Here is a 24,878-nt window from a genome sequence, read left to right as displayed (position 1 = left end):
CCGGTCGCCCGGTCGGGCGGCACATGAGATCTACTTTGTAAAGGCGGCTGGCCGGATGTGCGAAACACCCGAGCCGTCCGGCCGCCCGCGCCACATTTCCGGGCCGTTGACCGGATATCGATGGATATTCGCTAAGTTACGCCGGTATGACGCGCAAGAGCCCGCGCCTCGGGCCGCTCACCGCCCGACAGCGCTGGCGCCGGGCCAGGCTGCAGGCGTACTCGTGGCTGCTCACCGGCGCCTACCGGCTGGGCAGCCTGCATCCCGCCGTCTGGCGGTTCGTGGCCCGTTCCTACCATCCGGCCCTCGATCGGCTCGCCCGCGTCCATGCCCGGGTGGCCTGCCAGTTCGCCGCCGTGGACGTGCCCGCCTACCGCGACTTCGTGCGCGGCCACGGCGCCGAGGACGCCAGGCGGCTGGCGGACTTCCCCGAGACGACCAAGCAGAACTACGCCGCCGTCTACGACGAGCAGAGCCGGTGCCAGGAGGGCAGGCTGCACCGGCCAGGCGTGATCGTGGACGAGTCGTCGGGTTCGAGCGGCAAGCCGTACAACTGGGTGCGCGGGCCGCGGGAGCTGCGGGGCATCTACCGCAACGCCGCCGGATACATCGAGCTGGTCTTCCCCGGCGAGAAGCTGTTCGTGATCAACGCCTACTCGATGGGCGCCTGGGCGACCGGCACGACCACCGGCGCCGCCATGGCCCGCATCGCGATGGTCAAGAACACCGGCCCCGACCTGGAGAAGATCGCCGACACGCTGGAGCACTTCGGCCCCGGCTACGACTACGTGGTGGCCGCCTACCCGCCCTTCCTCAAGCACCTGCGCGACCGGCTCGACGCCGCGGGCTTCCCCTGGAAGGACTACCGCATCCGGGGGATGGTCGGCGGCGAGGGCATGACGGAGGCGCTGCGCGACTACCTGGAGGAGCGCTTCGAGGAGGTCCGTTCCGGGTACGGCGCCAGCGACCTGACGATCGGCATGGGCGCCGAGAGCGGTTTCACCGTACGGCTGCGCAAGCGCCTGGCCACCGACCAGCGGCTGCGTGACGCCCTGCTCGGCCCGGGCGAGCAGCGGCTACCGATGATCTTCCACTACAACCCGCTGGAGACCTTCCTGGAGGTCAACGGCTCCGGCGAGCTGCTGTGCACGATCAACACCAAGAGCTGCCTGCAGCCGAAGCTGCGCTACAACGTCGGCGACGAGGCCAGGCTGCACACGCTGGCCGAGGTCAGGCGGGCGCTGGGCGCCGACTACCCGGCCACCTGGACCGACGAGCGGATGAACCTGCCGCTGCTGTTCCTGTTCGGCCGCAAGGACTCGACGATCTCCTACATGGGCGCCAACCTCTACCCGCAGGACGTGGAGTACGGCCTCTACCAGGGCAACCCGTACGCCGCGAGCATCTCCAGGTTCTGCCTGTCGCTGGAGGAGCTGCCCGGCCTGGAGTACCGCCCGGTGATCAACGTCGAGTTGCGCGAAGGCGCCGAGCCCGATCGCGACGCGCTGGCCGGCATCTGCCGTGAGGGCGTCGTGGCCCACCTGCGGCGGGTCTCGCGCGACTTCGCCGAGTCGCTCAAGGAGGACCCGACCGCCGCCGACCTGCGCGTGCGGATCTTCGACAGCGGCGAGGGCCCGTTCGCGGGTCTGACCAAGATGAAGAACGTCTACCTGGTGGAGGACGTGTGAGGACCACCGACTTCAGCAAGGCGCCGCCGCAGGGGCAGGCCACCGCGATGTTCGTCGGCGCCACCCGCTACCGGGGGCCGCTGTCGATCATCACGCTGACCTTCACCTGGTTCCGCATGGTGCGCGACATGAAGCGGATGCGCGGCTACCGCTGGCACAAGGTCTACTGGGAGTTCCCCTTCACGCTGGGCACGCTGGCCTTCTTCGAGGACCGCGACGCGCTGCTGCGCTTCGCCCGCAGCCGCCACCACCGCAGGCTGATGCAGTGGGTGACCGACGGCACCAGGAACGCCACCGGGGGATACATCCGCCTCTACAACGCCGAGCCCGAGGGCTACTCCAACGGCGTCTGGCGGGCGGAGGGCGGTCCGATGGCGCACATCGAGACGTTCACGCCGCTGTCCGCTGAGGAGGGCGAGGGGCCGCGGGTGAGCCGCGGGTGAGCCTGCGTCCCGTCGAGTCCGGGCGCGACCTGCGCGCCTTCCTCGGGCTCACCGACCGGATCTACGGCGGCGACCCGCGTTTCGTGCCGCCGGTGCACGCGACCGTCCGCGCCTGGCATCGCCGGGGCGTACGGCTGTGCCTGCTCGAACGCGGGGGAGAGGTGGTCGGGCGGACCACCCTGCACACCGACGCCGCCCTGGACGCCAAGCTCGGCACGGCCGCGCAGCTGTTCGGGCTGACCGAGTTCACGCAGGAGGCGGGGGAGGAACTGCTGGACGGCATCTGCGCGGCCGGGCGGGCGGCGGGCAGGCAGTCGGTCTTCGGCCCGGTGTCGCTGCTGCCGAACCAGTCGGGCGGGGTCATCACCTCGGGGTTCGGCGAGCGCGGCTTCATCGACAGCGCCTGGAACCACCCGTACTACCCCGGCACCTACGAGCGGACGGGGTTCACCCGCAGGTTCGAGTCCGACACCTGGATCTGCCCGGTGCCCGACGAGCCGGTGTTCGCCTTCGACGACTCCCGCATCGCGGCCGAGGGGCTGCGGATCCACCGCGGCGACAGGAGGCGGATCGGCCGGCAGCTGCCGATCCTGCGCGAGATGCTCAACGCCAGCTTCGCCCAGCTCGGCTACTACACCGAGATCTCGGCCGAGCAGCTGGCCGAGCAGACCGACGGCCTGGCCTTCCTGCTGGACGAGTCGCTGCTGCTGTACCTGACGAAGGCGGGCCGTCCGGTGGCCTTCGTGCTCTGCGTGCCCGACATCTCGCGCTTCGTCGTGGAGGTCGGCGGGAACCTGCACCTTCTCAACCAGCTCAGGCTGCTGGCTGTCCGCAAGCGGCACCGCCGCGAGGCCGTGCTCATCATCAAGGGCACCGTCCCAGGGGAGCAGGGCCACGGTTACATGCGTCTGCTGTCCCGCGAGCTGCACGAGGGCCTGCGCCGCGGCGGCTACCTGGCGCTGCGCAGCACCTACGTCGAACGCGTCAACCCGGCCTCCGCCGCGCAGTACGTCGCCATGGGCGGCCGCCCCCTGCACGGCTACACCTTCTACGAGAAGAACCTCACTTGATCGACGAGTTGCGCGCCCTCGAGCCGGACTTCTGGCGCGCGCCCAGCGCGCACAACACCCAGCCGTGGACCCTCACCTACCACGGGGCCGAGGCCATGGTCGGGTGGGACCCGGAGCGCTGCCTGCCGATCGGCGACCCCACCGGCCGCGACCTGCGCCTCAGCCTGGGCGCGTTCGTCGAGTGCTGCCTGATCGTCTGCGCCTCGGCGGGTCTGCGCGTCGGCTTCCGGCCCGACCCCGGCCCGGGCAGGGTGGGCTTCCTGTACGGCACGGCGCAGCCGTACCAGACCCCCTTCACCACGGCGGACGTACGGCGGCGCGGCACCAACCGCGGCGCCTACCACCCGGGAGGCCTGCCCGCCGACGTCCTGGAGCGGCTGCGCGGCCAGGGACGGCTCGAGGTGCGCCGCCTGGCCTGCCGTGACGTGGCGGACCTGCTGCACGCGGCCGACGTGCGCCAGTGGTCCGACGCGGCGGTCACCGGCGAGCTGCGCGCGTGGCTGCGGCTGACCCCGGCTCATCCCCGTTACCGGCTCGACGGCCTCACGCACCAGGCGCTGGGGCTGAGCGCCGCCGAGACGGCAGGTCTGCGCGCCGCCCTGGCCGCCTATCCGGCGCTGCGCCGGGTCGGCCTGCCCAGGCTGCTGGCGGGCGCCGCCCGCGGGCTGCTCGACCACGACGGCGACGTGCTGGTGCTGGTCGGGGCCGTGGACGACCAGGTCGAGGCGGGCCGCGCGCTGATGCGGCAGTGGCTGGTGCTGTCCGCGCTCGGCTACGCCACGCACCCGCTCAGCCAGATCATCGACTGCGCCGCCACCCGCGATCGCCTGGCCGAGCGGCTGGGCGTCGCCGATCCGCGGACTCTCCTGCACGTGGCCAGGGTGGGGCGGCCGCTGGCCCCCGCCGTCCGCTCGGCCCGGCTGCTCCAGTGAGCTGACGCCGTCCCGGTCAGGCCAGGAACCGTCCCGCGATGAGGGTCCAGTTCTCGTCGGAACGGTCGACCCGCTGGTCGGTGACCCGGTCGGCGGCCGCGGTGAAGGCCCGCAGCCCGCGCAGGAGAGCTTTGCGGGCCGCGGGCGGCATCTGGTCCATCACCTGGGCCAGGTCGTCGCGGCGCCGCTTGCGCAGCTCCTCCAGCAGGGCCTTGCCCGAGGCGGTCAGGCGGATGGTCAGCTCGCGCCGGTCGTCGTGGGAGGCCGCGCGGCGTACCCACCCCGTCGCCTCCAGGCGGTCGCACAGCCTGCTGGTGGAGGACGGCAGCGCGCCCAGCGCCTCGCCCAGCCTGGCGAGGTTGATCTCGCCGTGGCGCTCGATGGTCAGCAGCGCCTGGAGCTGGGTGGAGGAGACCTGGGTGGCCGCGGAGTGGCGGGAGTACGCCCAGACCGCGATCAGCGCCGCGGCGGCGCTTTCGACGGCGGCCCCGGTGGCGGGGTCGAGGTGACCGAGCTCGTGATGGTCGTTCATGCGGCAATCCAGGTTCGAGCCGAGGGCGCGTCCGTCACATGACGTCGCCCCTGGCGGGGGGAAGGTCATCAGCCTGCTGCTCGGCCGTCCAGTCAAGGCAGACCACGACGGCGTCGTCGAAGACGTCCACGCCTTCTCTGAAGGTCAGCATGCCACGAATCATGGTACGGACCGCCTCGTCGGCCGGTTGGAGGCGTGTGGATCTGACGGCCGACTCCAGCAGCGCCTCGCCGAAGGAGCCGTCCTGCCGCGACCGCGCGTCGTACACCCCGTCGGTCATGACGACGAGCCGGTCGCCGGGTTGGAGCGTGACACTCTGCTCGGTGTAGGCGGTGTTGCCGAACATGCCGAGGGGAAGCTGCTGCTCCAGCTTGATCGTCTCGACGTCGGTGCCGCGCAGGCGCATCATGCGCGGGGAGCCGGCGTCGACGGCGGACAGCTGCCCGGTGACGGCGTCGAAGTGGAGCAGGAGGGTCGAGACGTGCTCGCGCCCGCCGTACTGCGCGTAGACCGCCTCGTCGGCGAGGCCGGCCTGCTCTTCCAGGTTCGCCCCCGAACGGCGGGCGTTGCGCAGCGCGGTGACGGCCAGCGTGGTGAGCAGCGCCGCGCGCATGCCCTCGCCCATGCCGTTGGTGATCGAGACGGTCAGCGAGCCGGGGCCGCAGCTCCAGTCGAAGTTGTCGCCGTAGACGGCGTAGGCCGGTTCGAGCTGGCCCGCGAGCCGGTAGCCGGTACCGCGGTGGCCGTAGCCGGGCAGCAGGCCCCACTGCATCTCGGCGGCCAGCGTCATCCGGGCCAGGCGGCGGGCCCGCTGGTAGCGGTCGGTGAGCCGGTCCGCGCCGAGCAGGCCGTGCGCGAGCGCGGCGGCCACCTCGCCGAAGTCGGGCATCTCGTCGGGCTCGGGCGGGGCGGGCAGGCGGACGCCGAGGACGCCGAACCGTTCGCCGCAGGCCGTGACGGGCAGGTAGAGGGTGCTGTGGGCGTCCTCCCAGAGCGGCTGCTGGGAGGCGAAGGCGCGCCCGGCGGCGCTGGAGTCGATGCGGATCTCGGGGGTCGCCGGGTCGGGGTCGGCGAGCACCGGTCGCAGTGCCACGAGCGCGTAGTCGGCCAGCAGGAGCTCCACGCTCCGCGCGGATCCGTGCCCGATGAGCGCATCGCGGACCGCTTCGGCCAGAGCGTACGGCGCAGCGGCGCGCATCGCTTGGTAGACGGCGTTCAGGCCGTTTCGGAGTGCCACGTGCCATTCCTAGCGGATGGAGAGGTTCTTTGCACCATAGCAAATAGTTGGTCACCGCTACGGATTGTCGATACATGATCCTCTGCGCTAGCCTCCTGTAAATATTTGTCTCATGGCAACGATATTGAGGGGGCGGGCGACAGCGTGAGCGGCAGCCGGTCGGGTGCGCGGCAGGTCGGCCAGACGGGAGAGCTCGAGCTGCGGCAGCTGCTGGCCGGGCTCACCGCCGTCAGGGACGGCGACTTCGGCACGCGACTGCCCGGCGACGCCGACGGCCTGCTGGGCGAGATCGCCCACGTCTTCAACGGCATGGTCGACCAGCTGTCGCTGTTCACCTCGGAGGTCACCAGGGTGGCCAGGGAGGTCGGCACCGAGGGACGGCTGGGCGGTCAGGCCGACGTGCCGGGTGTGTCAGGCACGTGGAAAGATCTTACCGACTCCGTGAACGCCATGGCCGGCAACCTGACCGCCCAGGTGCGCAACATCTCCCAGGTGGCGACCGCGGTGGCGCGCGGCGACCTCAGCCAGAAGATCACCGTCTCGGCGCGGGGCGAGATCCTGGAGCTGAAGAACACGCTCAACACGATGGTCGACCAGCTGTCGTCGTTCGCCGACGAGGTGACCAGGGTTGCCCGCGAGGTGGGCACCGAGGGACGGCTGGGCGGCCAGGCCGACGTCAAGGGCGTCTCCGGCACATGGAAGGCCCTGACGGAGTCGGTCAACGTCATGGCCGACAACCTCACCGCGCAGGTGCGCAGCATCGCCGAGGTCACCACCGCCGTCGCGAAGGGCGACCTGACGCAGAAGATCAGGGTGGACGCCCGCGGCGAGATCCTCGAGCTCAAGGAGACCATCAACACGATGGTCGACCAGCTGTCCGCCTTCGCCGACGAGGTGACACGCGTGGCCCGCGAGGTCGGCACCGAGGGCCAGCTCGGCGGCCAGGCCACCGTGCGGGGCGTGTCGGGCACCTGGAAGGACCTCACCGACAACGTCAACTTCATGGCCTCCAACCTGACCGACCAGGTGCGCGGCATCGCCCAGGTGGCGACCGCGGTGGCCAAGGGCGACCTGTCGCAGAAGATCATCGTCGAGGCCAAGGGGGAGGTGGCCGCGCTCGCGCAGACGATCAACACGATGGTCGGCACGCTGTCCGCCTTCGCCGACGAGGTGACCAGGGTGGCCCGCGAGGTCGGCACCGAAGGCCAGCTCGGCGGCCAGGCCCGCGTGCCCAACGTCGCGGGCACCTGGAAGGACCTCACCGACAACGTCAACTCCATGGCCGACAACCTCACCAACCAGGTGCGCAGCATCGCCCAGGTCACCACCGCCGTGGCCAGGGGCGACCTCACCAGGAAGATCGACGTGGACGCCCGCGGCGAGATCCTGGAGCTCAAGACCACGATCAACACCATGGTCGACCAGCTGTCGTCCTTCGCGGCCGAGGTCACCAGGGTGGCCCGCGAGGTCGGCAGCGAGGGACGGCTGGGCGGCCAGGCCGAGGTCGAAGGCGTGTCAGGCACATGGAAGCGGCTGACGGAGAACGTCAACGAGCTGGCCGGCAACCTGACCCGCCAGGTGCGCGCCATCGCCGAGGTGACCAGCGCCGTCACCTCGGGCGACCTGACCCGCTCCATCACGGTCGACGCCTCCGGCGAGGTGGCCGAGCTCAAGGACAACATCAACTCGATGGTGAAGTCGCTGCGCGAGACCACCAGGGCCAACCAGGACCAGGACTGGCTCAAGTCCAACCTGGCCCGGATGTCGGGCCTCATGCAGGGGCACCGGGACCTGTCCACGGTGGCCGAGCTGGTGATGAACGAGCTCGCGCCGCTGGTCTCGGCCCAGGTCGGCGCCTTCTACCTGGCCGAGGAGGCGCCCACCGGCACCGAGCTGCAGCTCATCAGCGCCTACGGCCACCCGGCGGGCGACTCCGTCACGAGGTTCAGGATGGGCGAGTCGCTGGTCGGCCAGGCGGCCCGCACCCGCAGGACGATCGCGATGGAGGAGATCCCGCCCGGCTACGTCAGGATCTCCTCCGGGCTCGGCCAGACCGTGCCCACGTCCCTGATCGTCCTGCCCATCGTGGTCGAGGAGCAGGTGCTCGGCGTCATCGAGCTGGCCTCGCTGTACGCGTTCACCCCCGTGCACCGGGCCTTCCTCGACCAGCTCATGGAGACGATAGGGGCCAACGTCAACACCATCGTCGCCAACGCCCGCACCGACGAGCTGCTGGCGGAGTCGCAGCGGCTGACCGCCGAGCTTCAGTCCCGCTCGGAGGAGCTGCAGAACCAGCAGGAGGAGCTGCGGCGCTCCAACGCCGAGCTGGAGGAGAAGGCGGCGCTGCTGGCCGCGCAGAACCAGGACATCGAGACCAAGAACCTGGAGATCGAGCAGGCCAGGCAGGAGCTGGAGGACCGCGCCCAGCAGCTGTCGCTGGCCTCCACGTACAAGAGCGAGTTCCTGGCCAACATGAGCCACGAGCTGCGGACGCCGCTGAACTCCCTGCTCATCCTCGCGCAGCTGCTGGCCCAGAACCCCACCCGCAACCTGACCCCCAAGCAGGTCGAGTACGCCAGCGTCATCCACTCGGCCGGATCGGACCTGCTGCAGCTCATCAACGACATCCTCGACCTGTCCAAGGTGGAGGCCGGCAAGATGGACATCAGCCCCGAACGGGTGTCGCTGCGCCAGTTGCTCGACTACGTCGAGGCCACCTTCCGGCCGATGACCACGGACAAGAGCCTCGAGTTCCGCATCACGACCGCGCCCGGGGTGCCCGACGGCCTGCTCACCGACGACTCCAGGCTCCGCCAGGTGCTGCGCAACCTGCTGTCCAACGCGGTCAAGTTCACCGAGACCGGCAGCGTCGAGCTGCGCATCGAACCGGTTCCCCGGGCGCAGCTCCCCCCCTCGGTCAGACCGTACGGCCCCGCCGTCGCCTTCCGCGTCATCGACACCGGCATCGGCATCGCCGAGCAGCAGCTGGAAGCCATCTTCGGCGCTTTCCAGCAGGCCGACGGCACCACCAGCCGCAAGTACGGCGGCACCGGGCTCGGCCTGTCCATCAGCAGGGAGATCGCCTACCTGCTCGGCGGCGCGATCACCGCGCAGAGCACGCAGGGCGAGGGCAGCACGTTCACACTGTTCCTGCCGGTCGCCAGACCCGACTTCACCGAGCGGCCCGCCGACCCCGCGGCGCCGCACGCCGGCCGCGGCGACGCCGAGCGCCGCGCCGACCGACAGCAGGACCAGCCCCCGCCCCAGCCGCCGCACCCGCAGCGCAGGCTGCTGGTGGTGGAGGAACGGCCGCGCGGCCTGCTGTCGCTGGTGGCCGAGAGCGTCCTGGCGGAGCTGGCCGGCCGCGACGTCGGCACCGCCCCCATGGAGGGCCCCATCGAGATGGTGACCGCCGCGGGCGCGCAGGAGGCCGCAGCCACGCTGGCCGCCGAGCCCTGCCACTGCATCGTCCTCGACCTCGACATGCCGGGCAGGGCGGGCTTCGGGCTGCTGGACGCCATCGACGGCGACACCGCGCTGCGCGGGGTGCCCATCCTGGCCTACAACAACTGGCGCATGGACCTGGCGCAGGAACGGCAACTGCGGGCCCGCGCCGACTGCCAGCCGCTGGAGCTGCTGTCGAGCCTGGACGAGCTGCGCGAGCGCATCGCCCTGCACCTGACCGCCGACCAGCCGGGCGACGTGCTGCCGCTGGTGCGTTCGGAGAAGGAGGGCCGGCCCGCCGGCCGGGAGCAGGGCGGCACGCTGGCCGGCCGTACCGTGCTGGTGGTCGACGACGACGCGCGCAACCTGTTCGCGCTGACCAGCATCCTGGAGATCCACGGCATGCGGGTGCTGCACGCCGAGAACGGGCGCGCGGGCATCGACACGCTGATCGCCCACCCCGAGATCGACCTCGTGCTGATGGACGTGATGATGCCGGAGATGGACGGCTACACAGCCACCTCGGCGATCAGGGCCATGCCGCAGTACGCGGAACTGCCGATCATCGCGGTCACCGCCAAGGCGATGCCGGGCGACCAGGAGAAGAGCCTGGCGGCGGGGGCGAGCGGCCACGTCACCAAACCCGTCGACTCCGACAGCCTGCTCGCCCGCATCCAGCAGTGGATCGCACGCTAGCCCGTGGAGGCCGCCCCGTGGAAGGAGCAGAGCAGAGCGTGCCGACCCCTACCAGGCCCGATGAGCCGACCCCGCGCCACGCCGGCACCGTCGGCAGGCTGGCCGCCACGATCGAGCGGCTGCGCGACGAGATCGCGCGCGCCCAGCACGCGGCCGAGGGCCGGGCGCTGATCGAGCTGGCCAAGGGCATCCTGGTCGAGCGGCTGCACTGCGGCCCCACCGAGGCGGCCCTGCAGCTCGCGACGCTCGCCGAGCAGGCCGGACTGTCCCAGCTGGAGCTGGCCGCCGACCTCATCAACCAGGCCGCGCAGGACCGGCTGACGCAGGTCGCGCGCGAGCTGCTCGTCGAGCGGCCGCGGCGCTCCGGCGGCTACGGCGGCGGCGGCTACGGCGGCGACGGCGAAGATGATGACGGCGGTGACGGCGGCGGTGATGGTGACGGCGGTGGGGACGGCGGCGGCTCGGTCGCGGTGCAGCTGCGCGAGGCCGAAAGCGGCATGCTGGGCGCCGCCGACAGCCAGATGGTGGCCGAGTCCCTGCTGGAACACGCGCTGACGCCGCTGGGTGCCACCGCGGTCGCGCTGTGGTCGGCCGGCGCCGACGCCTCGCTGACCCTGGTGGGCTTCGCCGGGCACAGCGTGGAGGAGGCCAGGAGGTGGCGCTACGTGCCACCCGGCGTGGCCACGCCCGCCCGGCGCGCGCTTATGGAACGGCGCTCGGTGTGGTTCGCCGACCTCGGCGAGTCGGGCCTGCCGTCCATCGGCCACCGCCAGGCCGTGCCGGCCGGCCGCGTCGTGGTGCCCGCCGGCACCGGCGGCCGCATCCTCGGCGTCCTGGAGATCAGCTGGCCGCAGCCGCTGCAACGGCAGCCGGCACCGATCCACCGCCAGGTGGAGGCCCTGGCCGAGCTGTGCGCGCGCACCCTGGAAGACCGCGCGGCCACGCCCGCGCCGGCGCCCGACCTGGCCGAACTGGTCGAACTGGCCGACGCGCTCGCCGACCCGGCCCTCGTGCTGCGCCCCGAACTGGACGCCGGCGGGCTGCTGACCGACTTCCGCATCCACCACGCCAACCCGCGCTTCGCCGACCCCGCGGGCCGGCCCCGCACCGTGGTCGCCGGGGCCCTGCTGCTGGAGGCCTACCCGACGGCGGCCGAGGAACACGGCCTGTTCGAGAAGATCGAGCACGTGCACGCCACCGGCGAGGCCTTCCGCACCGAGCGGATGACGCTCACCGCGCTGATCGAGCACGTGCCGCTGACCAGCGTGGCCGGCGTGAGCATCACCCGGCACGGCGACTGCGTGCTGCTGATCTGGCGGATGCGGGACGAGTCGCTGCGCCTGGCCAGCCTGCTGCAGCACGCCCAGCGGCTCGGCCGGATCGGCGGGTTCGAGGAGGACGCCCAGACCGGCGAGATCACCTGGAACAGCCAGCTCCACGAGCTGCACGGACTGGAGCCGGGCGAGCGGCCGATCCCGCTGGAGCACCTGCGCGAGCACGCCCACCCGGACGACGCCGATGCCATCGGCCGCTTCCTGCGCACCGTGCTCCACCACCGGCGGCCCGCCTCCACCACCTTCAGGCTCCAGCGTCCCGACGGCAGCACCCGGCACATCCGCGTCGTCGCCGAACCCGTCTTCGACGCCGACGACCGGCTGCTGGCCGTACGGGGGGCCTACCAGGACATCTCCGCCCAGCACTGGACCGAGGTCGCGCTGGCCGCCACCCGCGACCAGCTGGCCCACTCCGAGCAGCAGGCGGCCGAACGCAACCGGCTCACGCTGCAGCTCCAGCACGCCATCATGCCGCCGGCCCAGGGGCCGGTGGAGGCGTTCGGCCTGAACATCGCCGTCCGCTACCGGCCCGCCGAGGAAGGCCACCTGGTCGGCGGCGACTGGTACGACGCGGTCGTGCTGCCGTCGAAGAAGGTCCTGCTGTCGGTGGGCGACGTCGCCGGGCACGGCATCGAGGCGGCCACCGGCATGGTCGTCCTGCGCAACGCGCTGCGCGGCCTGGCCACCACCGGAGCTGGCCCGGCGCAGCTCATGGGCTGGCTCAACCTGGTCACCCACCACCTGACCGAACGCGTCACCGCGACGGCCATCTGCGGCCTGTACGACCCGGAGACCCGCGTGCTCCGCTGGGCCAGGGCCGGCCACCTGCCGCCGGTGCTGGTACGCGACGGCGGGGCGGCCGAGCTGCCGTTGATCAACGGGCTGATGCTCGGCGTGATCTCGGAGGCCGACTACGACGAGGGAGTCGTCCAGCTGGAGCGCGACGACACCCTGTTCATGTACACCGACGGCCTGATCGAACGGCGCGACGTCACCCTGGAACGCTCGCAGGAACACCTGCTCGCCACGTTGGAGCAGCTGAGCACCACCCTGGAGCACAGCCTCGACCGGCTCCTCACGCACAGCAACTCCGACACCGACGACGACACCTGCCTGATCGGCATCGAAGTGCTCTGACCGCCCGTGGGGGTGCTCTGACCGCCCGTCGACGTGGTCTGTCTGACCGGCGTCCAGGTGCTCTGACTGGTTAGCGACGTGGTCTGGCCGGCCGTCGAGGTGCTCTGGCCGGCCACAGTGACGGCCATGGCGGTCCGGGCGACGGCCACGGTGACGGCCACGGTGACGGCCACGGCGGTTCGGACGACGTGCGAGTGGCGACCGCGGTGACGGCCACGGCGGTTCGGGCGACGGCCGCGGTGACGGCCGCGGTGACGGCCGCCACGTTGACGGGCGGCCGTCACCGAGCCCGCCCGGTCACCGAATCCGCTGGGCCACCGGGCCTGCTCGGTCGCCGGACCTGTTTGGTCCCCAGGCCGGTTTCGGACCAGCGGGGTCACCGGACCCGCTTCAGTCCTCACCGGACCCCTTGGTCGTCGTCGGTCCTCACCAGGCACCTTGGCCCGCATCGGTCCTCACCGGACCCGTTTGGCCGTCATCGGGTCCGGTTTGTCGGGCCCGTGTGGTCACGTGGCCCGTGTGGTCACATGGCCCGTGTGGTCATGTCACCTGGCCCGCTTGGTCACCTGGGTCACCAGGCCCTTGGTCGCCGGAGCCCTTTGGCTGCCGGGCGTGGCCGGTCAGCGGGTCTCGTGCCGCCGGCGGCAGGCCACGCAGTGCCGCGTCAGCGGCCGGATCTTCAGCCGCTCGAACGGGATGGCCGTGCCGCAGTCGGCGCACTGCCCGTAGGACCGGCCGGACACCCGCTCCAGGCACAGCTGGATCTCGGCGATGCTCCGCTCGGTCGCGGCCAGATCGGCGAGCACGCCCTGCAGGGAGCCGTCGCCCTTGTCGATGTTCTCGGCCAGGACCCTGAGCTCGTCCAGCCGCGACGTGCGCCACATCAGCTGCTCCCGCAGGTCCTCGGTGATGGCCTGGACTTGGACGTCGCTGAGCAGGACGGATTCGTTGTCGTGAGTCATGAGTGCTTCCTTGTACGGGTCGAGGGGACGGCGCTGACGCCGTCGGTCAGATCGCGGATGCCGCAGGCGCTGCTCTCGGGGCGCGCGGCATCCCCATGCGGTCAGGTCGCCGACGCCACGGGCCCAGGCCGCGGGTGCGCGGCGGCGGCCCATGAGGCGCGGCGCCGAACCGCGGACAAGCGGCGCCGAACCACCGGCAAACGGACACGCCTGCCCGCATCCCGGGCGCGGCACAGCGGACATGCGACAGCGGCATGCGGCATGCGACATGGGAGAGATGGGCGACATGGCAACGTCGCGTCGGGGACGCGCGGCATGGCGACATCGCGTCGTGTCCCGCCACGCTCTGAGCAGAGCGTCGCGGGACACGACGCGTGAAGAGAAGGGAGAGGCTCTAGGCCAGCGGCGGGCTACGCGATCCCGCGGTGCGATGCCCGGACTGCTGGGGGTCGCAGATGGCCGCGGAGCCGGAGGCGGGCCAGGTCAGACCCGGCGTCTCGGGAACGGATCGCGTCCGGTTCCCGGCCGGCCACAGGCGCGGCAGGTGTTCGGTGCCTCTGACCGCGGCCGTTGGCAGCGTCGACAGCGTCGACACCTCGGCCCCCGGCGTCACGACTTCCATGGCGAAGGCGGCGCGATGGTGGATGCCGCCGGCCCAGGTGGGAGTGACGGCGACCAGGCCCAAGGCAAGCAGAAGCAGGCCGACCGCCGCCATGAAGGCGGTCGAACCGCGAGTGCGCCAGAAGGTCGCCATGAGGCCGACCATAGCCCACTTCCGCGCCGGGAGCACCGGAGTATGTCCTGGGCAAGGCCGGCAGGGGGGGGCGCCCGCCGCCCGCCGCCCGCCGGCCCGGCCATGACGCCGGCCCGCCACCCGACCGGCAGGGGACGTCCTGGCGCGATCACCGCGAGGTCATCAACGGGATCTTGTGGGAGGCTGCGGACCGGCGCGTCGTGGCGAGAGGTTCCTGAACGCTACGGGCCTTAACGCAACGTCCTGTCACTCTGACGAGAGCACATCAAGAAGCGCGCGTGGCAAGATCGGGATAACGTGGCGCCCTCCAGAGGCGATCGACAATGCCGATGGACCCGGGCACCACCGTCAACCATCGCGCCGGCGGAGAGATGTTCTGCGAGGAGGACCCGTGACAGCGGCACGAGTACTGGTGGTCGGTCTCGACCCGGCCAAGATCCAGGGCTGGGACCCGGAGCCGGTCCAGGCGGCGATAGCACGCGGTCAGGCCCGTTTCGACGATCATGGTATCGAGGCCGACTGGTGCCTGGTGGCACTCGACGAGAACCCCGAAGAAGCGATCGTGGACGCGCTGACCCGCGAAGACTACGTCTGCGCGGTGATCGGGGGCGGCATCCGCAAGCACGAGCCGTTGCTCGAATTCTTCGAGAAGGTGGTCAACCTGGTCCGGCAGCACGCGCCCGACGCGGCCATCGCCTTCAACAGCAGTCCCGAGGACTGCGCCGACGCAGCTCTGCGGTGGCTGCGCTAAGACCCGTCTGATGATTCGGTGTGGCCAAGCCAGAGCACGATCGACGCGATGGCGACGCCTGCGAGGTAGCGGCCGGCGAGCTTGTCGAAGCGGGTGGTGACGGCTCGCCACTGCTTAGCTTGGTGAAACACCGTTCGACCAGGTTGCGTCTTTACCGGCGACCGCGTCCAAGGTGGGTGGGCGGCGCCCATGCGGCGGCGATGGTGGCCCGGTCGCGTTCACCGGGCCACCGTCGATCAGCTCATCGGATGGTGCGGAGGCCGCGCTGGTAGGCGCGGACGAGCCGGCGGGGGACCAGCACCTGCCTGCCGTTCACGACGATCGGCACCAGGTCGGGCGCGCTCGCCTTCCACTGCGACCGCCGGTGCCGGGTGTTGGCGCGCGAGGTCTTCCGCTTGGGAACGGCCATGCCTACCAGCTCGCCTTCGTGACGCCGGGCAGCTCGCCCCGGTGCGCCATCTCGCGGAAGCGCACCCGGGACAGCCCGAACCTGGTCAGATGTCCCCGCGGCCGGCCGTCGACGGCGTCGCGGTTGCGGACGCGGGTACGGCTGGCGTCGCGGGGCTGCCGGTTCAGCTCTCGCACGGCCGCGGCCCGTTCCTGCGGCGTGCCGGTGCGGATCACCTCCTTCAGCTCGGCCCGCCGTACGGCGAAGCGGGCGACGATCTCCTTCCTGCGCTCGTTGGCGGCGATCTTGCTCTTCTTGGCCATCAGACCTTCTCTCCCCGGGCCCTGATGCGGGCCACGGCGCGTTCGATGCCGATCTTGTCCACCGTCTTGATGGCGCGGGCGCTGAGCGTGAGCCGGACATGGCGGTTCTCGCTCGGCAGCCAGTAGCGCCGCCGCTGGACGTTGGGGTTCCAGCGGCGCCGGGTGCGCCGATGGGAGTGGGAGACGTTGTTGCCGAAGGCCGGCCTGACTCCGGTGAGCTGGCAGATCACGAGGTCCTCCCGTAGCGCTGCCGGAAGCGCTCGACCTGGCCGGTCGTGTCGAGAACCCGGTTGCGGCCGGTGCGGACGGGGTGGATGCCCTTTCTCATCGCTCCTCCCGGAACTCGACGTGCCGGCGGACGGTCGGGTCGTACTTGCGCAACGTCAGCCGGTCAGGGTCGTTACGCCGGTTCTTGGTGGTCACGTACGTGTAGCCGGTGCCCGCGGTGGAGCGCAGTTTGATCACCGGGCGTAGCTCGTTTCTGGCCATCCTCAGTCCTTTCGGGGTTGACGGCGTGTGCCATGATAACGACAACCATTTTCATGCTGCACTCAGGAGGTCCTGTGCCCACCCCCGTCGTCCTCGTCGCGGGCCTGTACGGCGGCGCCCGGGCCGCCGCGGTCGAGCGGCTGCTCCGCCGGCATCCCGGAGCCATCGCGATCCATCACGACCTGCGCGACCTCGCCGCCGGCCGGGTCGAGCGCGTGGTCCGCGACAGCTCCGGCGTCCTGGATCGGACGGAGGTGCGCCTGGCTCACGGCTGCGTCACCTGCGCCGTCCGCGAGGACCTGCTCCCCGAGCTCGTACGGCACGCCACGACCGCACCCCTGCTGGTGGTCGACCTGTGGGACTCGGTGGAGCCGCGCTCGGTGGCCGAGGCGCTGGCCGACGGGGAGGCGGCCGACCTGCTCCGCCTGACCTGTGTCCTGACGGCGCTGGACGCGGAGTGCATGCCCGTGGACATCTGCCGAGGCGACCGCCTGACCGCCTCCGGCCACCAGGCCGCCGCCGGCGACCAGCGCTATCTCGCAGAGGTGCTGGCCCGGCAGATCGAATACGCCACCGCCCTGTCCCTGCACGGCGGTGACGACGAGGACGTCGAGCTCTCGACCGCCGTCCTGGCCCATCTGGCACCGCACACCCCGATCGCCGTCGATCCCGACGCCACCGGTTCCCCCCTGTGCGTGCACGAGCTGGCTGAACGCGTCGATCCGGCCACCGCCCAGCTGCCCGGCGACGCGCGGACCGGCGAGATCACCACGGTCGTCTGGCGCCGCCTGCGCCCGCTGCATCCGGGCCGCCTGTTCGAGGCCATGGACGAGCTGGTCACCACCTCGGTCCGCTCCCGCGGGCGGTTCTGGCTGGCCAACCGGCACGAACGGATGCTGGCCTGGGACGCCGTGGCCGGAGTGGTCTCCGTGGAGGACGCCGGGCCCTGGCTGGCCGCGCTGCCCGAGGCCGCCTGGGAGCTGGCCGCGCCGGCCCGCCGTACGGCCGCCGCCCTGGACTGGAACCCCGTCATCGGCGACCGGGTCCAGCACCTGGTCTTCACCGGCCCCGATCTCGACCGGCACCGCCTGCACGCCCTGCTCGACTCCTGCCTGATCGACCAGAGCGACGCCCTGCCGGGAGCCGGGCAGTGGGACCGTTTCGACGACCCGTTCGCCCCCGTCCTGGACCTGAAGGGGAGCGCGTGAAGCTCCGGATCGGGCTGTCTCAACGCTCCTCAGGAACGTGGCCTGATCCGGCAAGGCGATGGCACCACACGTTCATGCTCCGCGAGTAACCCGCCGCCCTGACCGTCAAGGGCGACGGCTACCGGGCCGCCCGCCGCACGGCCGTCGTGCCGCCCCGGCGCCGCCGAGCCTGTGGCCGCAGGTCAGCTGATCGACGTCAGGTGGCCGAAGGTGATGGGTAGTGACGGGACGCGCGGTCGAAGCCGCCACCGCAGGTGACCGGGCGGATGGCGCGTCCCCTTACCCGCGCAGGGGTGGGAAGGCGTCCAGCGTGCCGTCGGGGTTGAGCCCCACCGCGATCAGCCCTGGCGGGTTCGGTAGGCGCGCTGCCGGCAGGCCGGCGAGCAGTATGCCCGCGGCCTGCCCCTGGTGGCGCCCTCCACGGCCCGGCCGCACACCGAGCACCGACTTTCATCACGAATTTCGTAACGCACCAAAGTCTCGATGCCGTCGAGCACCCGCTCCAGGCCGAACTCGAACAGGTCCAGCGGCTCGTTGTACCCGCCCGCCAGATAGATCCGGCTCAGCGTCGGATACCGGTCCAGGTGCTGGAAGAGGCTGTCGCGCTGCCCCCACCAGTCCTCCTCGCTGACCCCGGTGCGCCGCTCGGCCTGCTCGGCCGCCGCCACCTGCCGGGCGGCGCTCTCGACGAACCCGCCGACGAGGGTCACCGCCGCCACCACCTGCGCGGGCGCAAGGCCGGTGCGCACCACCGTGGCCAGTGCCCGCTCGAAGCCGGCCAGCGCGTTCGGCCCTGGCACGTGGCGCGCTCCGGTCGACTCCAGCAGCCAGGGGTGCCGCCGGTAGAGCGCCAGCATGCCGCGCGCCCAGGACTCCAGTTCCGCCCGCCAGCCCTGGTCGGGATCGGGGTCGGCGGCGTCCTGCTCGCCCATCACCTCGTCCCGCATGAGGTCGACCAGCTCGCCCTTGCCGGGCACGTGACGATAGAGCGACATGGTGGTGAAGCCGAGGCTTTCGGCGACCCTGCGCATCGACACCGCTGCCAGCCCCTCGGCGTCGGCCAGCTCGACCGCGGCGCGCACGATGCGCTCCAGGCTGAGCCGGCTCCTGGCGCCCCACAGCAGTTCGGTGCTGCGTTCCGGATCTGTCATGATCTCTCCCGTGTATATGCTGTACACATTACCGGAGAGGAGCACTGTCATGTTCTTCGTCGATCCGTCGGGCGACGACTCAGGCCCCGGCACGCTCGAGCACCCGTTCGCCACGCTCGAGCGAGCCCGCGCGGCGGCCTCCCCAGGCACTGTGATCACTCTCAGAGCCGGAACCTACCGCCTCGCCGAACCGTTGCGGCTGTCGGCCGCCGACTCTGGCGTGGTCTACCAGGCCTACGGCTACGGCACCTCGGCCCAGGAGACGGTGGTGATCAGCGGCGGCCGGCGGATCACCGGCTGGCGCGAGGACGCGAACGGAGCCGTCACGGCCGACGTCCCCGGCCTGGCCACCCGCCAGCTCTACGTCTCGGGACGCCGCGCCGCGCGGGCGGCCATCGCCCTCGACCACGGCCTGACCAGGACCGAGACCGGCTACGTCACCGGCGACCCGCGGCCGCAGTCGTGGCCGGGCCAGGTGGAGTTCGTCTACCGGGGCGTCTACCCCTGGTCCGAGGCCCGCTGCCAGGTGGCCGGGATCACCGGGGACGAGCGGTCGAGCGCCGTCACCATGGCGCAACCGGCCTTCGGCTGGGCCGTACGGCTCTACCACTCGGTCATCTCCTGGGACGGCCCCGGCGCCGGGGAGTCCAACGGCGCCGACAACCCCACCTCGGCCGAGAACAGCCCCGCCTTCCTGACCGAGGGCGCCTTCGCGCTGGCCGACGGCGTCCTGCACTACCTGCCGCGGCCCGGCGAGCGGCTTGACGAGGTGGTCGCGCCGGTGCTGGAAACTTTGGTGCACGCCCGCGACGTACGCGACGTCGCCTTCCGCGGCATCACCTTCGCGGAGGCGACATGGTTGCGCCCGAGCGCCCCCGAAGGGTTCCTGCACTACCACGGCAACGGCTACCACGACGGCGGCCCGCTCCAGACGGTCACCTTCGCCGACGGCCAGGCGCAGGTGACCATCCCCGGCGAGAGCGCCGTCATGCCCGGCAACGTGATCTTCGAGAGCTGCTCGCGGGTCACGCTCGAAGGCTGCCGGTTCACCCGGCTGGGCGGGGTCGCGCTGGAGTTCCGCGGCGACGGCGAGGACAACGTGCTGCGCGACAGCGTGGTCGACGACGTGTCGGGCGGCGGCGTGGTGATCGGCGCGGGGGCCCGCCGCCACCGGGTGGAGAACACCCACATCCACCACACCGGCCGCGACTACAGCGGCTCGCCGGCCATGCTGGTGTCCGGCACCACCGACACCGTCGTGGCGCACAACCAGATCAACGACGTGCCGCACAACGGCATCGTCGTCTACGAGGGCAGCGGCGCCCAGCTGGTGCACAACCTGGTGCACGACACCATGCAGGTGCTGGCCGACGGCGGCGGCATCTACATCTCGGGCAGGCAGGGCGGCTCGTACGCCACCGGCGCGCTGGTCCGCGGCAACGTCGTCCGCGACACGATCACGCCCTACAACTTCGGCCTCTACACCGACTACGGCGCCACCTGGGTCACCGTCCAGGGCAACGTCGTCCACAGGGCCGACAAGCCGGTGGTGCTGGAGGTGTCACCGCCGCTGGAGCACGTGGCCTTCATCGGCAACGTCTGGGACGCCGACCCCGGCCGGCCCCCGGAGGGCGTGATCCTCGCGGCCAACACCACCCTGGAGGGTGGGGCGTTCGGCGACGACCCGACGGTCGCCGACATCGTGGCCGGCGCCGGACTCCGGTAGATCGCCCCTGATCCGCCCGGCCGTCCGGAACCCGGCGGCCGGGCGGGTCACGGTGTGATCACCAGCTTGCCGCGGCCGTGGCCGCTCCGGCTGACGTCGAAGGCGGCGCCGGCCTGCTCCAGCGGGAAGGTCTGCGCCACCTCGACCGTCAGCGCGCCCCGGTCGGCCAGCTCGGCCAGCCCGGCCAGCTTGGCGCCGTCCGGCCGGACCCAGATCCAGTGGCCGCCGTGCCGCTCCACGGTGTTGTCGGCGATCGACGCGTGCCGGCCGCCCTCGGCCAGCACGGCGAGGGTCGCCTCGAGCTGGCCGCCGGCGAAGTCGGCCACCGCCGTCACACCGTCCGGGGCCAGCTCGCGGACCCGCCCGGCCAGGCCCTCCCCGTAGGTCACCGGTTCGGCGCCCAGCTCGCGCAGGTAGCCGTGGTTGGCCTCGGAGGCGGTGCCGATGACGCGGGCGCCCCGGTCGCGGGCGATCTGCACGCCGAGACCGCCGACGCCGCCCGCCGCCCCGTGCACCAGCAGGACGTCGCCGGGACCGACCTCCAGCCGGTCAAGGGTCCGCTGCGCGGTCATCCCCGCCAGCGGCAGCCCTCCGGCCTGGTTCCAGTCGAGCGCGGACGGCTTGCGCGCGACCCCGGGGGCCGGCATCGTGACCAGCTCGGCGAACGTCCCGGCCTGCACGACGCTCTTGCGGGCATAGGCCATGACGTGGTCGCCGGGCGCGAACTCCGGCGTGTCGGGGCCGACCGCGCGCACCACCCCGGCGACGTCCCAGCCCGGCACGACCGGGAAGATCGTCTGCATCATCCCGTCCAGCAGACCGGCCATGACCTTCCAGTCCACCGGGTTGACCCCGGCCGCGCGCACCTCGATGAGCACCTCGCCCGGCCCCAGCTTGGGATCGGGGATCTCGCCGGCCCTGAGCCGCGAGTTGTCGGCGGCGTAGGCGTCGTAGGTGACGGCGCGCATGAGTGATCTCCTTCCGCGGGCGCGGCGACCCCGGATCAGGGACGGCCGCGGCGGAGCTGTTCTCACCAGGGGCGCCTTTGCGCTAACCCTTCCTCCGGCCACGGTCCGCCCAGAGTGGCGATTCGGTGGCGATCGGGTGGCGCCCGCCGTTCAGAGCCTGGCGTGGGTGGTGATGTCGGCGCCGAACTCCTCGATCATCTCGGCGGTGACGGTGGGCCTGCACTGGCCGATCGCCGCCAGGTAGTCGGCCGTACCCGCGCCCGCGGGCAGGTCCGCCGACTGCGCGGCGCCGGCGAGGTCCCGCTCGAAGGCGGCCTGTGCCGCGGTCCTGGCGGCGTGCTCGATGTCGGCCGGGGTGAACAGCTCGCTCGCCGCGACCAGCCTGTCCAGATCCACGTTGGGCCGCCCGTCGGAGTACCGCGTCCAGATGGCCGAGCGGGCGGCCGCGTCGGGCGTGCCGATCGGCACCACGTAGTCGAAACGGCCTGGCCGCAGGAACGCCGGGTCCAGCGACCGGATGGAGTTGGTGGCGCAGACCAGCAGCCGCTCGTCACGCTCCCTGAAGCCGGGGATCAGCTTGAGCAGTTCGTTGGTGATGCCGTGGCTGCCGGCCTCCGGGCGCTCGGCGCGCACCGCGGCGATCTCCTCGACCTCGTCGATGAAGACCAGCACCCGCTCCAGTTCGGCGATCCGCGCGAAGGCGGTGCGCAGCGCCTCGGCCAGGTTGCCGTCGCCGGCCAACCGGGACGGCAGCAGCTCCACGAACGGCCAGCCGAGCCGCGAGGCGATCGCGCGGGCGAAGGTCGTCTTGCCGGTGCCGGGCGGGCCGAACAGGGCGATCGCCCTGGGCGGGCGCACGCCATGCCTGGCGGCCCGCTCGGGTTCGGCCAGCGGCAGCACGACGCGCCGCTCGATCAGGTCCTTCTCCACCTCCATGCCGGCCACCTTGTCCCACAGGTCCCTCGGCAGGAAGCGGCCGCCGAGCTCGGCCAGCCAGTGGGCGCCGAGGCCGCCGGCCGGCTCGGCCTTCTCGAAGTAGGCCACCGCGGGGCGCCGGGTGTAGCCGGCGTTGACCAGCCCCTCGCCGATCAGCTCCTCCTCCGGCAGGACGTAGGCGATGCGCCGGACCCGCGCGTCGACCAGCCGCCGCTCCAGCTCCCGCAGCAACGCGCTGGCCAGCCCGCGCCCGCGCCAGGCGGAGGCGATCGCGATCCGCATCACCCAGGCCCGCTCGCCCGCCACGTGGGAGAGCGCCGCGCCGACGGGCACGCCGCGGTGGACGGCCACGACGGCGGGCTGCCGCGACGTCAGCGCCCCGATGCATTCGGCAAGGGAGAACACCGACTCCTGGCCGAGCCCGGCCGTGGTGTCGATCAGGTGGACCACGGCCGCGAGATCGTCCTCGCGGTAGTCATGGATGTGCCAGTTCACCGGTGCCGCCTCCTCGTCTCGGGGCTACGACGGTAGGGCAGCTCCGGGGGCCGGTCCCGGGTCAGGCCGGACAACAGGAGCGGGAAAAATGTACTGAGTGGAAGATTGGCCGAAATTACCCGACAAAGTATGCGATACAGGTCACACAGTGAAGAATCGGCGGTTCACCAGCCCCACATCCCCACCCGCACCGGTACCCCGGGCGAGGCGTGCACGAGGGGCGAGTGGTCCGGCGCGGGCAGCCCCGCCGCCTCGACGAGATCCTGCTCCAGGCGCACCAGGTGGGCGCTGCGCAGCGGCCACGGCGGATGCTCGACCTGGGCCGCGGCCACCCGGTTCGCGATCAGGGTGAACAGCCGGAACCGGGCGGTCAGGAAGTGGGCGAGCGCGTCGCGCTCGTGCTCGGCCAGCTCCGTGCCCGGCGCCACGTCCACGTCGCAGCGCGCCCCGCTCGGCTCGGGCCACTGGCGGCGACACCGGTACCGCACGCGCGCCTCGTCGGCGCGGACGGACATGTCCGACCAGAAGTACGGCAGGCCGTAGCCGGCCCGGCCGCCAAGGACGGCGGGAAGCCGTCCCGCATCCAGCGACAGGAACCAGATCCCGCCGCGGCCCCGCTCGTCACGGACGTAGGTGCGCAGGTTCGTCTCGGGAAAGCGCGACAGCCACGGCAGCGCGGGCAGTCCCGGCGTCCGCACCCCCTCCATGAGGAACGGGGTCAGCCCGACCCACGCCGCGCCGTCGAAGGTCTCGACCGTCAGCCCGTCGGGCACCAGGGGCCGGACGACGGCGGGCGGGTACCGCCAGTGCAGGAAGGTCATCGTCGACCAGTGGTGGTACATCACCGGGTAGGCGACGCGAGGAGACGCCGGCGCTCTCATCATCGTCTGCTACCCGCCGACGTGCCGCCGGTCACCTCGCCGCGGCGATCGGGCGGACCGGTGGCGGTATGGTCGCGGGCCGATGCGCCCCGAGGGCACCGAAAAGCAGACCGAGGAACAACTCGCCGAGATTGACACCATGATCGGTGTCGCCCTGCCCGCGGCGGGCCGGACCTCCGGCCGGACGGCACAGCCGCTGGGCGCCGGAGGTGACGCGTGAACGCCGGCCCCCGCGCCGACAACGTCCAAGGCGCCTGCGGCGTGCGCGGTCTGTGCGGCCTGTGTCAGGCATTCCATCGCGACCTCGTCCTGTGACTCCTGGGGGATTGCGTCCTCGCGGTCGCCGTACAGGGCGTTGAGGATCGGACATCTGGTGGCCTGGGCCAGGCCGACGGCGACATCGATGTTGTCGCGCAAGCGGCGGGCTCGCGAGGGGCTGGACAGCAGGCCGCAGTCCCCCGATCGTATGTCCCCGGCGTCGAAATTCAGGGCCGCGAGCCGCACACCGGCATCAGCAAGGGCAGCGCACAGGGCGTCCAGTTCGGAGTCGTTGGGCACGGGAGTGTTCCACGGCCACCACATCTCGGCGACGTCGAACCCGGCTGCTGCGGCCGCTGCGGGCCGGGCAAGCATCGGAAGATGACCGAACAAGATCGAAAGGTTGGCCGCGAAGGACAGACCGGCTGTGTCCGCAGATGCATCGACCTTTCCGGTTGGCCGATGTCGGGAAGCGGCTGTTCGCCGGACTCATCCGATGCTTTGCGACAGGGTCGTCATCGAGGGAGACGGGCTGCGGCACGGCGTAGTCGCAGCCGAGCTCAGCCGCAAGGCGAGGGATGGCGACGATGTCCGGCAGGTTCAGACGGGTGACCACGGTGTACAGGCCCACCCGCGGCCCTGAGGCGGGACCGCGCGCGGCCAGCAGTGCGCACGCCGTCGACGACGCGCTGCCAGCCGTCGCACTTGTTCGGCGGGGGAGGCCAGGTGTCGTCGTAAACGGCGTCGGCCGAATCCAGCGACACCGACACCGCGTCGATCCCCAGCTCCACGATGCGTTGCGTGATGCGCTGCTTGCTCAGGAACGTGCCGTCAGCGCACAGCACAACCTGCACCCCGGACTGCTTCAACGCGGCCGCCGGCCCCTGTGACGGCTCGGTCACGCCTACAAGTGACTGACCTCGGGTGAGGCTGGAACAAGGCCGTCAGTAGGTCCTCGGGCATGGCCCCCTTCAGGGGCGCTGGCCCCGAGGCCTCGCGCCCGCGCGCAGCTGAATAGTCCGGAAAAGGCGCGACGTCCGCTGATGATGTCGGGTCGTGGCGGAGTCGCCGTAGT

At 71.8% G+C, this 24,878-nt stretch carries 24 protein-coding genes; 9 read left to right on the top strand and 15 right to left on the bottom strand.

Annotation, left to right across the window (positions count from 1 at the left end; all coding sequences use genetic code 11):
• Positions 1-146 precede the first annotated feature (146 nt).
• The 4 genes from ACWENQ_RS37590 to ACWENQ_RS37575 are packed head-to-tail and all read left to right on the top strand — an operon-like array spanning position 147 to position 4,133.
• Positions 147-1,688: a phenylacetate--CoA ligase family protein gene (locus tag ACWENQ_RS37590; RefSeq protein WP_452418483.1), complete on the top strand. Its 1,542-nt coding sequence runs from the start codon at positions 147-149 to the stop codon at positions 1,686-1,688.
• Positions 1,685-2,131 carry a DUF4188 domain-containing protein gene (locus tag ACWENQ_RS37585; protein WP_449930446.1) on the top strand — a complete coding sequence of 149 codons (447 nt, stop codon included), beginning with the start codon at positions 1,685-1,687 and terminating at the stop codon, positions 2,129-2,131. Before ACWENQ_RS37590 ends, ACWENQ_RS37585 begins: the two co-directional genes overlap by 4 nt.
• Positions 2,128-3,201: a hypothetical protein gene (locus tag ACWENQ_RS37580; RefSeq protein WP_452418482.1), complete on the top strand. Its 1,074-nt coding sequence runs from the start codon at positions 2,128-2,130 to the stop codon at positions 3,199-3,201. Before ACWENQ_RS37585 ends, ACWENQ_RS37580 begins: the two co-directional genes overlap by 4 nt.
• A complete protein-coding gene (locus tag ACWENQ_RS37575; RefSeq protein ID WP_449930450.1) occupies positions 3,198-4,133 on the top strand; it encodes a hypothetical protein in 936 nt (311 codons plus the stop codon). Before ACWENQ_RS37580 ends, ACWENQ_RS37575 begins: the two co-directional genes overlap by 4 nt.
• Positions 4,134-4,149: 16 nt before the next feature.
• Here ACWENQ_RS37575 and ACWENQ_RS37570 read toward each other — a convergent pair whose 3' ends face one another.
• Positions 4,150-4,665: a MarR family winged helix-turn-helix transcriptional regulator gene (locus ACWENQ_RS37570; protein ID WP_449930452.1), complete on the bottom strand. Its 516-nt coding sequence runs from the start codon at positions 4,663-4,665 to the stop codon at positions 4,150-4,152.
• Positions 4,666-4,699: 34 nt separating this feature from the next.
• Entirely contained in the window at positions 4,700-5,902 is a 1,203-nt protein-coding gene (locus ACWENQ_RS37565; protein WP_449930454.1) for a PP2C family protein-serine/threonine phosphatase, read from the bottom strand.
• A gap of 144 nt (positions 5,903-6,046) precedes the next feature.
• Here ACWENQ_RS37565 and ACWENQ_RS37560 point away from each other — a divergent pair, with 144 nt between their 5' ends.
• Entirely contained in the window at positions 6,047-10,042 is a 3,996-nt protein-coding gene (locus tag ACWENQ_RS37560) for a HAMP domain-containing protein (RefSeq protein ID WP_452418481.1), read from the top strand.
• A gap of 38 nt (positions 10,043-10,080) precedes the next feature.
• Complete coding sequence (locus ACWENQ_RS37555) at positions 10,081-12,513, top strand: SpoIIE family protein phosphatase (RefSeq protein ID WP_452418480.1); 2,433 nt, start codon at positions 10,081-10,083, stop codon at positions 12,511-12,513.
• 620 nt (positions 12,514-13,133) lie between these two features.
• Here the strand turns inward: ACWENQ_RS37555 and ACWENQ_RS37550 are convergent.
• Both ACWENQ_RS37550 and ACWENQ_RS37545 read right to left on the bottom strand, forming a co-directional pair.
• A complete protein-coding gene (locus tag ACWENQ_RS37550; protein WP_449930460.1) occupies positions 13,134-13,475 on the bottom strand; it encodes a TraR/DksA family transcriptional regulator in 342 nt (113 codons plus the stop codon).
• A 394-nt stretch (positions 13,476-13,869) separates the two neighbouring features.
• Positions 13,870-14,229 (bottom strand): hypothetical protein, encoded by a 360-nt coding sequence (locus tag ACWENQ_RS37545; protein WP_452418478.1) that lies wholly within the window; start codon positions 14,227-14,229, stop codon positions 13,870-13,872.
• 391 nt (positions 14,230-14,620) lie between these two features.
• Here ACWENQ_RS37545 and ACWENQ_RS37540 point away from each other — a divergent pair, with 391 nt between their 5' ends.
• The gene (locus ACWENQ_RS37540) at positions 14,621-14,980 is read left to right on the top strand and encodes a hypothetical protein (protein WP_449930464.1); all 360 of its coding nucleotides are present in this window, start codon (positions 14,621-14,623) and stop codon (positions 14,978-14,980) included.
• Between the two features lie 241 nt (positions 14,981-15,221).
• Here ACWENQ_RS37540 and rpmF read toward each other — a convergent pair whose 3' ends face one another.
• From rpmF to rpmG, 5 genes are read right to left on the bottom strand one after another with little or no spacing between them, the layout of a single operon-like run.
• Positions 15,222-15,389, bottom strand: coding sequence for a 50S ribosomal protein L32 (gene rpmF, locus ACWENQ_RS37535; RefSeq protein WP_449930466.1), 168 nt, complete (start codon positions 15,387-15,389; stop codon positions 15,222-15,224).
• A gap of 2 nt (positions 15,390-15,391) precedes the next feature.
• Positions 15,392-15,691 carry a 30S ribosomal protein S14 gene (gene rpsN, locus ACWENQ_RS37530; RefSeq protein ID WP_449930468.1) on the bottom strand — a complete coding sequence of 100 codons (300 nt, stop codon included), beginning with the start codon at positions 15,689-15,691 and terminating at the stop codon, positions 15,392-15,394.
• Entirely contained in the window at positions 15,691-15,921 is a 231-nt protein-coding gene (gene rpmB, locus ACWENQ_RS37525) for a 50S ribosomal protein L28 (RefSeq protein WP_449930470.1), read from the bottom strand. The genes rpsN and rpmB overlap by 1 nt, the downstream gene beginning before the upstream one ends.
• The gene (locus ACWENQ_RS37520; RefSeq protein ID WP_449930472.1) at positions 15,918-16,019 is read right to left on the bottom strand and encodes a 50S ribosomal protein L31; all 102 of its coding nucleotides are present in this window, start codon (positions 16,017-16,019) and stop codon (positions 15,918-15,920) included. Before ACWENQ_RS37520 ends, rpmB begins: the two co-directional genes overlap by 4 nt.
• A complete protein-coding gene (gene rpmG / locus ACWENQ_RS37515; RefSeq protein WP_449930474.1) occupies positions 16,016-16,180 on the bottom strand; it encodes a 50S ribosomal protein L33 in 165 nt (54 codons plus the stop codon). Before rpmG ends, ACWENQ_RS37520 begins: the two co-directional genes overlap by 4 nt.
• Positions 16,181-16,254: 74 nt before the next feature.
• On the opposite strand from rpmG, the gene ACWENQ_RS37510 reads away from it, so the two are divergent.
• Positions 16,255-17,388 carry a CobW family GTP-binding protein gene (locus tag ACWENQ_RS37510; RefSeq protein ID WP_452418477.1) on the top strand — a complete coding sequence of 378 codons (1,134 nt, stop codon included), beginning with the start codon at positions 16,255-16,257 and terminating at the stop codon, positions 17,386-17,388.
• A gap of 338 nt (positions 17,389-17,726) precedes the next feature.
• Here the strand turns inward: ACWENQ_RS37510 and ACWENQ_RS37505 are convergent, their stop codons facing one another.
• Positions 17,727-18,539: a TetR/AcrR family transcriptional regulator gene (locus ACWENQ_RS37505; RefSeq protein ID WP_449930478.1), complete on the bottom strand. Its 813-nt coding sequence runs from the start codon at positions 18,537-18,539 to the stop codon at positions 17,727-17,729.
• 49 nt (positions 18,540-18,588) lie between these two features.
• On the opposite strand from ACWENQ_RS37505, the gene ACWENQ_RS37500 reads away from it, so the two are divergent.
• Complete coding sequence (locus ACWENQ_RS37500; protein WP_452418475.1) at positions 18,589-20,265, top strand: right-handed parallel beta-helix repeat-containing protein; 1,677 nt, start codon at positions 18,589-18,591, stop codon at positions 20,263-20,265.
• A 47-nt stretch (positions 20,266-20,312) separates the two neighbouring features.
• On the opposite strand, the gene ACWENQ_RS37495 is transcribed toward ACWENQ_RS37500, so the two are convergent.
• From ACWENQ_RS37495 to ACWENQ_RS37475, 5 genes are all read right to left on the bottom strand, one after another.
• Positions 20,313-21,233, bottom strand: a complete 921-nt coding sequence (locus tag ACWENQ_RS37495; RefSeq protein WP_449930482.1) for an NADP-dependent oxidoreductase — start codon at positions 21,231-21,233, stop codon at positions 20,313-20,315.
• 150 nt (positions 21,234-21,383) lie between these two features.
• The gene (locus tag ACWENQ_RS37490; protein ID WP_449930484.1) at positions 21,384-22,664 is read right to left on the bottom strand and encodes an ATP-binding protein; all 1,281 of its coding nucleotides are present in this window, start codon (positions 22,662-22,664) and stop codon (positions 21,384-21,386) included.
• Positions 22,665-22,828: 164 nt separating this feature from the next.
• Positions 22,829-23,548: a YqjF family protein gene (locus ACWENQ_RS37485; protein ID WP_452418473.1), complete on the bottom strand. Its 720-nt coding sequence runs from the start codon at positions 23,546-23,548 to the stop codon at positions 22,829-22,831.
• Positions 23,549-23,554: 6 nt separating this feature from the next.
• A complete protein-coding gene (locus ACWENQ_RS37480) occupies positions 23,555-24,196 on the bottom strand; it encodes a TIM barrel protein (protein ID WP_449930488.1) in 642 nt (213 codons plus the stop codon).
• A gap of 167 nt (positions 24,197-24,363) precedes the next feature.
• Positions 24,364-24,657, bottom strand: coding sequence for a hypothetical protein (locus ACWENQ_RS37475; RefSeq protein ID WP_449930490.1), 294 nt, complete (start codon positions 24,655-24,657; stop codon positions 24,364-24,366).
• Between the last annotated feature and the right edge of the window lie 221 nt (positions 24,658-24,878).

The sequence above is a fragment of the Nonomuraea sp. NPDC004354 genome (genome assembly GCF_053602555.1).
This window is presented reverse-complemented; position numbering and strand designations above follow the sequence as displayed.